The sequence below is a fragment of the Streptomyces viridochromogenes genome (assembly GCF_001270495.1).
Lineage (GTDB): Bacteria > Actinomycetota > Actinomycetes > Streptomycetales > Streptomycetaceae > Streptomyces > Streptomyces viridochromogenes_A.
Genome location: NZ_LGUR01000079.1, coordinates 1 through 1,078, shown reverse-complemented (window position 1 = coordinate 1,078; position 1,078 = coordinate 1). Strand labels below are relative to the sequence as shown.

Sequence of the window (1,078 nt, the reverse complement as noted above, 5' to 3'; positions counted from 1 at the left end):
CCGCCCAGTCGCGGGGGCGCAGCTGGTACTTCTCCGAGTGGAGGTACTCCTCGCTGCCCTTGCGCAGGGGTGTGTTCTCGCAGAGTTCGTAGCCGCTGTAGATGCCCCAGGTGGGGGAGAGGGTGGCGGCCAGGACGGCGCGCAGCTCGAAGGCCGGGCGGCCGCCCTGCTGGAGGAACTCGTGCAGGATGTCGGGGGTGTTGGCGAAGAAGTTCGGCCGCATGTAGGCGGCCGCCTCCCCCGACAGCTCGGTCAGGTACTCGGTCAGCTCCTGCTTGGTGTTGCGCCAGGTGAAGTAGGTGTACGACTGCTGGAAGCCGATCTGGGCCAGGGTGTGCATCATCGCCGGGCGGGTGAACGCCTCGGCCAGGAAGATCACGTCCGGGTCGGTGCGGTTGATGTCCGCGATGACCCGCTGCCAGAACACGACCGGCTTGGTGTGCGGGTTGTCCACCCGGAAGATCCGCACCCCGTGGGCCATCCAGTGCCGCAGGACGCGCAGGGTCTCGGTGACGAGGCCGTCCATGTCGGCGTCGAAGGCGATGGGGTAGATGTCCTGGTACTTCTTCGGCGGGTTCTCCGCGTAGGCGATCGTGCCGTCCGGGCGGTGGTGGAACCACTCGGGATGCTTGTGCACCCAGGGGTGGTCGGGGGAGCACTGCAGGGCGAAGTCGAGGGCGATCTCCAGGCCGAGTTCGGCCGCCTTCGCCACGAAGTGGTCGAAGTCCTCGATGGTGCCCAGGTCGGGGTGGATCGCGTCGTGGCCGCCCTCGGGGGAGCCGATCGCCCAGGGCACGCCGGGGTCGTCCGGGCCGGCGGACAGGGTGTTGTCCGGGCCCTTGCGGAAGGTGGTGCCGATCGGGTGGACGGGCGGCAGGTAGACCACGTCGAAGCCCATCGCGGCGATCGCCGGCAGCCGCCGCGCGGCGGTGCGGAAGGTGCCGTGGGGCTGCTGCGGTGTGCCCTCGGAGCGTGGGAAGAACTCGTACCAGGAGCCGTACAGCGCCCGCTCCCGCTCCACCAGCAGCGGCAGCGGATCCGACGCCGTCACCAGATCCCGCAGCGGATACCGGCCCAG

The 1,078-nt window shown here is 69.7% G+C and carries 1 pseudogene; it reads right to left on the bottom strand.

Going from position 1 to position 1,078, the window contains the following annotated elements:
• Positions 1-1,078: pseudogene (locus tag ADK36_RS09485) on the bottom strand (alpha-amylase family glycosyl hydrolase); the annotation flags it as partial.